This is a genomic window from Kitasatospora sp. NPDC058162 (assembly GCF_042884005.1).
In the GTDB taxonomy this organism is placed as follows: domain Bacteria; phylum Actinomycetota; class Actinomycetes; order Streptomycetales; family Streptomycetaceae; genus Kitasatospora.
The window spans coordinates 111,920-118,170 of sequence record NZ_JBHVUS010000027.1 but is presented as its reverse complement, the minus strand read 5'-3'; the positions used below and the strand labels follow the sequence as shown (position 1 = coordinate 118,170).

Here is a 6,251-nt window from a genome sequence, read left to right as displayed (position 1 = left end):
CTCCCGCCCACCCCCGTGGGACGGGAGCGCGAGCCGTACCGGCGACCCGGCCGTCCGACACCCACGTGCTGGACGGGCCCTGCGACCCGCTAGCTCCAACCCGTGTCACAGGCGCGGCGGTGCCACCGGGAGGCCCCTCCGACGTCCCCCGGCGCACCGGCGCCGCGCCCGTGACCGACTCGGCTGTCGCCCGTGCTGCGCATCCTCCGGCCCCCTGTCGGTATCGGCGGGTCGCCCCCGCTGCGCTGACGATCATAATCGCCGAAGGGCGAAAACTGCACCTCCGGGGCCGGACTGACTGGCGAAAAGAGTCGACGACCGGTCGGTCGGTCCGTCAACGGGCCGGTCGGGTCGGGTGGTTGAGCATGGCTGCGCGTGACTACGCGCGTTCGTCCGCGCCGAGCTGGTGGTAGGCGGCGGCCACGGCGAGCATCCAGGCGATCTCCTCGCGCGGGGTGCGGCCGCCGGTGGTCGCGGCCAGGGCCGCCGGCGGGGCCGGGGCGGGGAGGTCGCGGGCCCGGTGCCGGACGGCGGCCCGCAGCCAGCGGGCCTCGACCAGGGCGAGGTCCTCGCCGGCGGCCGGCGCCGGTACGCACTCGGCGGCCAGGGTGTCCCCGCAGGCCAGGGCGCACCCGGCCCCGGGGCCGTCCTCGCGCAGCACCAGGGCGGCGTCCCGGATGGCGAAGGCCCGGTGGGCGAGGTCGACCGAGCGGTCGCGGACGGTCAGCACGTCCCGCAGGCGGCTGCTCGGGGTGCCCAGCACCACCTGGGGGACGGCGGCCACCACGTCCGCCCAGAGCGGGTGCAGCCGCCACAGCGCGTACTGGTCGCGCAGGTAGCCGAACACCGCCCGGGCGGGCGGGACGGCGACGCCGAGGACGAGCAGCACGAGCATCAGTGCGGGCAGCACCTCGCTGGCCGTGTCCTGGAGCGGGATCGGCTTCCCCGCGGCGTCGAACGCGGTCGAGTCGCCCTTGGCGAGGGTGAACCAGTACCGGTACAGCGTGTACAGCAGGCCGGTGGCCCCGGACGCCGCCAGGCAGGTGACCCCGACCCGCAGCGCCCCGCGCGGGACGGCCTCCCGGTGGGACCAGAACAGCACCATCGCCCGCGCGCTGGCCAGCGCGAAGACGGTGTTGAAGACGCACAGGTAGGCCTTGACCCCCGGGTCCCCGAAGTGGGCGTCGATGCCGAAGGCGCCGTCGGCGTCGTGCGGGAGGGCGAAGACGAACAGCAGGCTCAGGGCGACGCCCGCGACCACGGTGAGCAGCAGCCGGAGCCGGGCGGCACCGGGGCGCTCCGGGCGGTGGCGCACCTCCTGGACGTACTCCAGCAGGAAGTACGCCGCGGCGACGCCGGCCAGGTGCTTGAGCAGCTGGGTGACGTCCCGGATCCCGGTGAGGTCGCCCAGGGCGTGCTCGACGAGCGACGGACGGCAGCTGAGCCCGAGGGCGATCGTGGTGAAGACCGCCCACAGCGCGCGGTTGGCCCGGGTGGTGAAGGCCGTGGGGGCCCGCCAGAGCACGACGCCCCAGATCAGCGCGGGCATCAGCCAGGTGAACAGCGGGCGCATCAGGACTTCCTCCACCGGGGTTGGCGTATCGGGTGCAGCAGGCTCTCGGCCAGGCGGTCGGAGACCGGGTCGGTGGTGGTGCCGACCAGGTCGGCGAGCAGCAGGGCGATCATCTCGGCCTCCTGCTCCTCGGCGGTGTGGTAGCTGGTGCGGCCCGCGCCCATCAGCTGGGCGATCAGCTCGGGCGTCAGATCGGGCAGCAGCGCGGTGAGCCGGGAGAGTTCGAGGGTGCCGGTGTGGCCGCACAGGACGTGGCCGAGCTCGTGCAGCTTGATCAGGTCCTGGTGGGCGGGGCTGGTGCGTTCCTCGTAGTAGACGACGTCGATGCTGGGCAGCGCGATCCACAGCCCGCAGGGCAGGTCGGGGCCGAGCGCGGGCAGCGGCTCCATGACGATGCGGCGGCCCCGCTCGCGCTCCAGGGCGGCGCGGAAGCCCTCGACGGTGAACGGGGCGGGCAGGCTCAGGCCGGAGAGCCGCTGCTCGCAGCGTCGGCGCAGGCCACGGGGGAAGGCCAAGGCGGGGGTGTTCCTTCGGAGCGGGGGCGGGCGGGAGCCGGTCGGGGGGTGGTGGTGCGGTGCTCCCGCTCAGTTGGCGTCGGCCGGGCCCGCCTCCCGCCCGACGGGGCCCTCGTCGGCCGCGTCCTGCTCCAGCTTGCGCAGGTTGTCGGCCAGCGAGAGCAGCACCCGCAGGCTGCCGTCGGACAGCGCGGAGGCCCGCTTGACCAGGTTGACCACCCCGTCGTTGCCGAGCGCCTGCCGCAACTCGGCGATCCGCTCCAGCTGGTCGAGCTGCCCGTCGACCACGGCGGCCTTGGCGTCGTCGAGGAAGTAGCTCGCGCCGGCGCCGATCCCGAAGCCCCGGCCCAGCCAGTCGAGGGTGTCCACGGTGGGGTTGCAGGCCTGGCCCTTCTGGTTCAGGCCGAGGTGGAGGTTGCGCACGGTGTCACGGGAGATGACGTCCCGCCCCGCCAGGCGGTTGATCCGGTCGGCGAGTTCGCGGTAGGCCGGGGGCCGTCCGCCCGATCTGGCCGCCTCACGGGCCATCAGCCGGTCCAGCCGACGGGCGATCGCCGAGGCGCGCTCCCCCGGTTGCTCCGGCCCGCCCGTTCCGTCGCCCGCTGCCGACTTCACCATGTACGTCCCCCCTCCACGACCCTGCCACGATACCGTCGGTGTTCGACCGGCCGGTAGCGGACACCGGGCGGACGGGGTTCCGGGCACCGGACGGGCGGGCGCGGGACGGGGGCGGGCAACCGACGTTCAGCGGCCGGGGTGGTGGACGAACCGGTAGGTGTCGCGGTCGAGTTCGGTGACCTGGACGCCGATCGCGGCCGGCCCGGCGACGTGCGAGCGCAGCACCTCGAGCACCCGGGCGGTCAGTTCGGCGCGCTGCGCGGTGCTCCGGCCGGCCAGGATCTTCAACTCCACCAGCACCACGGCCTCGCCGCTCGTACCGTCGCCGACGGTGTGGTGCGGGGCCGGGCGGAACAGGGTCTTGCACTCCGGCACCGTGGTGTCGATCACCTCGGTGACCGCCTTGTGCAGTTCGGCGGCCAGGCCGGACCGGTCGAGGGCGAGTTCGGCCGAGTGGTCGACCAGGATCTGCGGCACAAGGTCCTCCGGGGTGCGCGGGTGGGCAGCGCCGACCCTATCGCGCCGGTCCCGGAGCCCGACCGGGCACGGCCCCGGAACGGCAACAGAGCGGCAACGGACCCCGGCGCGCGGCCGGGGCCCGAAGCGGAAGCGGAAGCGGGGCGACGTATGGAGTCAGCAGCCGAAGTCGATCAGGCGGAAGGTCGCGTAGTGGTCACCGGTGTAGTAGTCCTCCTGCGAGCGCTGCCCGGTGACGATCCGGCGGGTGCCGCGGGTCGGCGCGCCCGGGGTCACTACGGTGTACTCGTGGTAGTAGCCGGACCGCTGGGACGGCAGCACGTGCTCCTTGTTGGTGAACACCACGCCGTCCTGGGAGTACGGGAACGGCCCGCCGCGGGCGATCAGGTTGAGGGTGGTCCGGGCCTGGGACGGCAGGGCCGACACGCACACCTTGCCGCTCACCGCGGCCTGCGCCTCGGTGGCGACGGCGACGGGCGCCAGGGTGGCCAGGGAGACGACGGCGACGGCGGCGGCACGGGTCTTCCACGCGCGTAGAGTTCTGGTCATGCCAACAGGATGGCGAGCCCCGGGGCTCCCCGGAAGCCCCGTTCGGAGTTTTCATCTCCGGTCAACTCGCCGTATCCGTCGATGACTTGACCCGGCCGCCAGTTGACCCGGCCGGCACGTGACCCGGCCGTCAGCCGCCGTGGTAGTCCGTGCCGGCGAGCACCGCGAGCCGGCGGCGCCCGGCGTCCAGGACGGCGAAGCCGAGGTCCAGGTCGTCGCAGATGAACCAGTCGCCGCACATGGTGAAGCCGTACCAGGCGCACTCCCCCGCCCGGCGCGCCACCTCGGCCACCGGGTCCTCCGGCCCCGCGCCCACCATCGCCGCGAGGGAGCGCCAGGCCGCCAGCCGGCCGTAGCCGCCGTACCGCCACTCGCGCTCGTCCCCGCTGCCGCTGGAGGCGGCGGCGAAGAGCTGGCGCCAGACCTCGGCGGCGGTGGTCGGCACGACCGCCATGTGCGCGGCGTGCGCCCCGCCGTCGGCGTCGTCCACACCGGGGACGCCGCCCAGGGGGCCGCGGCAGCCCGCCCCGGACATGCAGTCCATCGGCAACCCGGCCAGCGTCCCCGGGAGTTCCTCCGGCGCGACCGGCCGCTCGGCCTCGAACACCGCCGCCTCGAGCTGCCCGTTGAACCGCCGGGCCCAAGCCTCCACGGCGACGGTCAGCCCGGGCTCGTCCGCCCCGATCTCCACCGCCACCCGGCCGGCCGCCGCGATCCGGGTGCCCTTCGGCAGCCCGTACGGCACGCCCCACGCGACCCCGCCGCGGGAGTAGTGCGGCATGACGGGCTTGCCCTCGATCGGGTCGAGGGTCCAGGGCAGCCGGGCGAACGGGTGTCCGGACCAGTACGGCGAGGCCGCCGCCCAGGCCCGCGCCTCGGGCAGCTTCGCGACCGGGGCGCCCCGCAGCACCAGCTCCTGCAGCAGCTGGGCCCGCAGCTCCTCCGGCACCCGCGGATGGTCGGCCGGGGCCGCGAACACCCAGGCCAGCGCCCCGAGCGGCTGGTACTCGGCCAGCACGGCGGCGGCCCGCCGGACCGGCCGACCGATGCGCGAACTGACGGCGAGCTTCAGCTCGAGCGCGCGCTCCACGTGCACCCGCCCGGGCCTGGTGGCCACGTCCCAGAGGATGCGCTCGTAGAGGTAGTCGTGCTCGGCACCCGCCCAGGCGGAGCCGTAGCGGCGGTGCAGCGCGGCACCGACCTCCACGTGGTACGCCGTGTCACCGCGCTCCAGGTGCTCGTCCAGCAGCACGCACACCTCGCTGACCTGGTACGTCCCGGCCAGGCCGGCCACCAGTTGTTCGATCGTCTTCGCCACGAGGGCGAAGCCTAGACCGGCAGGAAGACCGGCTGGCCGGCCGCCCGTCAGCCCCGGGCCAGCACCAGGGACTGCACCGGCGACAGCTTGCGCCAGTCACTGGACACGATGCTCGCGTGCGCCCGGGCCAGCTGCTCGGTGCGGGCGCGGGCCTGGTCGACGGTCGGGTCGGTGGCGCTGATCTTCGGCGCCACGTTCTGGGCGTCGGTCATCACCAGCAGGTAGTGCGAGCGGTCGTACCAGCCGGTGTCGATGCCGTTGAGGTACGTGGCGGCGTCGCCGTCGAAGACCACGAACCAGGGGCGGAGGCCGGCGTCCGCGCCGGTGTACTTGCTCCGCGGGTCGCCGCCCGCCGCGCCGTGCACGGCCGGGAACAGCTGGGCCTTGCCGATCCGGCCGGCGGCGGCCAGGTCGCGCAGGTGCCGCCCGTACTCGACGTCGGTGTGCAGGGTGTCGAAGGGGTTGTGCTCCTCGACCGTGCCCGGGATCGCGTAGAGCAGCACCCGCCCGGCGAGGGCCGAGCGGCTCGGCCAGTTGCCCGCCCGCACGGCCTCGTCGACGGTGGCGTAGGAGCCGCCGCCGGGCTTGGCCAGCACGTCGGCGGGGCGCAGCACCGCGTTGCCGAGGTGGGCGGCGATCAGGGTGTCCAGCTGCTCGGGGCCCATCCCGAGGTTCGCCGCGAAGCCGCCCTTGACCTCCAGCTTGATCACCAGCGGTCCGGCGCCCGGGTGGGCGCCGAGCCAGACCCGGACGTCGTCCAGGCAGTGCTCCAGGTTCTTGTTGGTGCCGCCGCCGTAGAGCTGGGCCGGGGTGTCGGCGGCGGTGCAGTTGTTGGAGTTGCCGAGCGGGTTGGCGTGGCTGACCTTCCACTCGTGGGTGACCACGTCGGTCCACAGGTCGAGTTCGATCATGCCGGTGCCGGTGTCCAGGCTCTGGGCGAGGTACGGGTAGGCGGCCGGTTCGTAGGTGTTGTGCAGGCCGACGGTGGTGGCCGAGCCGAACGGCAGGTCGCCGGCGCCGGTGTCGGTGGTGTCGGCGGCCGCGAGGCCCGCTGCGGGCACCAGGGCGGCGGCGGTGGCGAGCAGGCCGGCGGCCAACAGGCCGGCCAGGGTACGGCGTACGGTCATCGGATTCGTCCCCCCGGGAATGGTCACGACGGCCGCCGGTGCGCGCCGCCGGAGGCAGCATCGCCGGACTGGAC

7 protein-coding genes are annotated in these 6,251 nt (G+C 74.5%); all 7 read right to left on the bottom strand.

Translation table 11 applies throughout. The features are described from left to right. Positions 1 to 379 precede the first annotated feature (379 nt). The 7 genes from ACFVXG_RS33970 to ACFVXG_RS33940 all read right to left on the bottom strand — a co-directional run bounded on the left by ACFVXG_RS33970 (position 380) and on the right by ACFVXG_RS33940 (position 6,177). Positions 380 to 1,573, bottom strand: a complete 1,194-nt coding sequence (locus ACFVXG_RS33970; protein WP_387933156.1) for an MAB_1171c family putative transporter — start codon at positions 1,571 to 1,573, stop codon at positions 380 to 382. Continuing rightward, the gene (locus ACFVXG_RS33965) at positions 1,573 to 2,088 is read right to left on the bottom strand and encodes a hypothetical protein (protein ID WP_387933155.1); all 516 of its coding nucleotides are present in this window, start codon (positions 2,086 to 2,088) and stop codon (positions 1,573 to 1,575) included. Before ACFVXG_RS33965 ends, ACFVXG_RS33970 begins: the two co-directional genes overlap by 1 nt. 69 nt (positions 2,089 to 2,157) lie before the next feature. Beyond that, positions 2,158 to 2,706 carry a hypothetical protein gene (locus ACFVXG_RS33960; protein WP_387933154.1) on the bottom strand — a complete coding sequence of 183 codons (549 nt, stop codon included), beginning with the start codon at positions 2,704 to 2,706 and terminating at the stop codon, positions 2,158 to 2,160. Between the two features lie 126 nt (positions 2,707 to 2,832). Continuing rightward, positions 2,833 to 3,183 carry an isomerase gene (locus ACFVXG_RS33955; protein ID WP_350508800.1) on the bottom strand — a complete coding sequence of 117 codons (351 nt, stop codon included), beginning with the start codon at positions 3,181 to 3,183 and terminating at the stop codon, positions 2,833 to 2,835. Between the two features lie 156 nt (positions 3,184 to 3,339). Further along, complete coding sequence (locus tag ACFVXG_RS33950) at positions 3,340 to 3,732, bottom strand: ribonuclease (RefSeq protein ID WP_387933152.1); 393 nt, start codon at positions 3,730 to 3,732, stop codon at positions 3,340 to 3,342. 130 nt (positions 3,733 to 3,862) lie between these two features. Continuing rightward, positions 3,863 to 5,050 (bottom strand): DUF6183 family protein, encoded by a 1,188-nt coding sequence (locus ACFVXG_RS33945; protein WP_387933150.1) that lies wholly within the window; start codon positions 5,048 to 5,050, stop codon positions 3,863 to 3,865. A 47-nt stretch (positions 5,051 to 5,097) separates the two neighbouring features. Continuing rightward, a complete protein-coding gene (locus ACFVXG_RS33940; RefSeq protein ID WP_387933148.1) occupies positions 5,098 to 6,177 on the bottom strand; it encodes a phosphatidylinositol-specific phospholipase C domain-containing protein in 1,080 nt (359 codons plus the stop codon). Between the last annotated feature and the right edge of the window lie 74 nt (positions 6,178 to 6,251).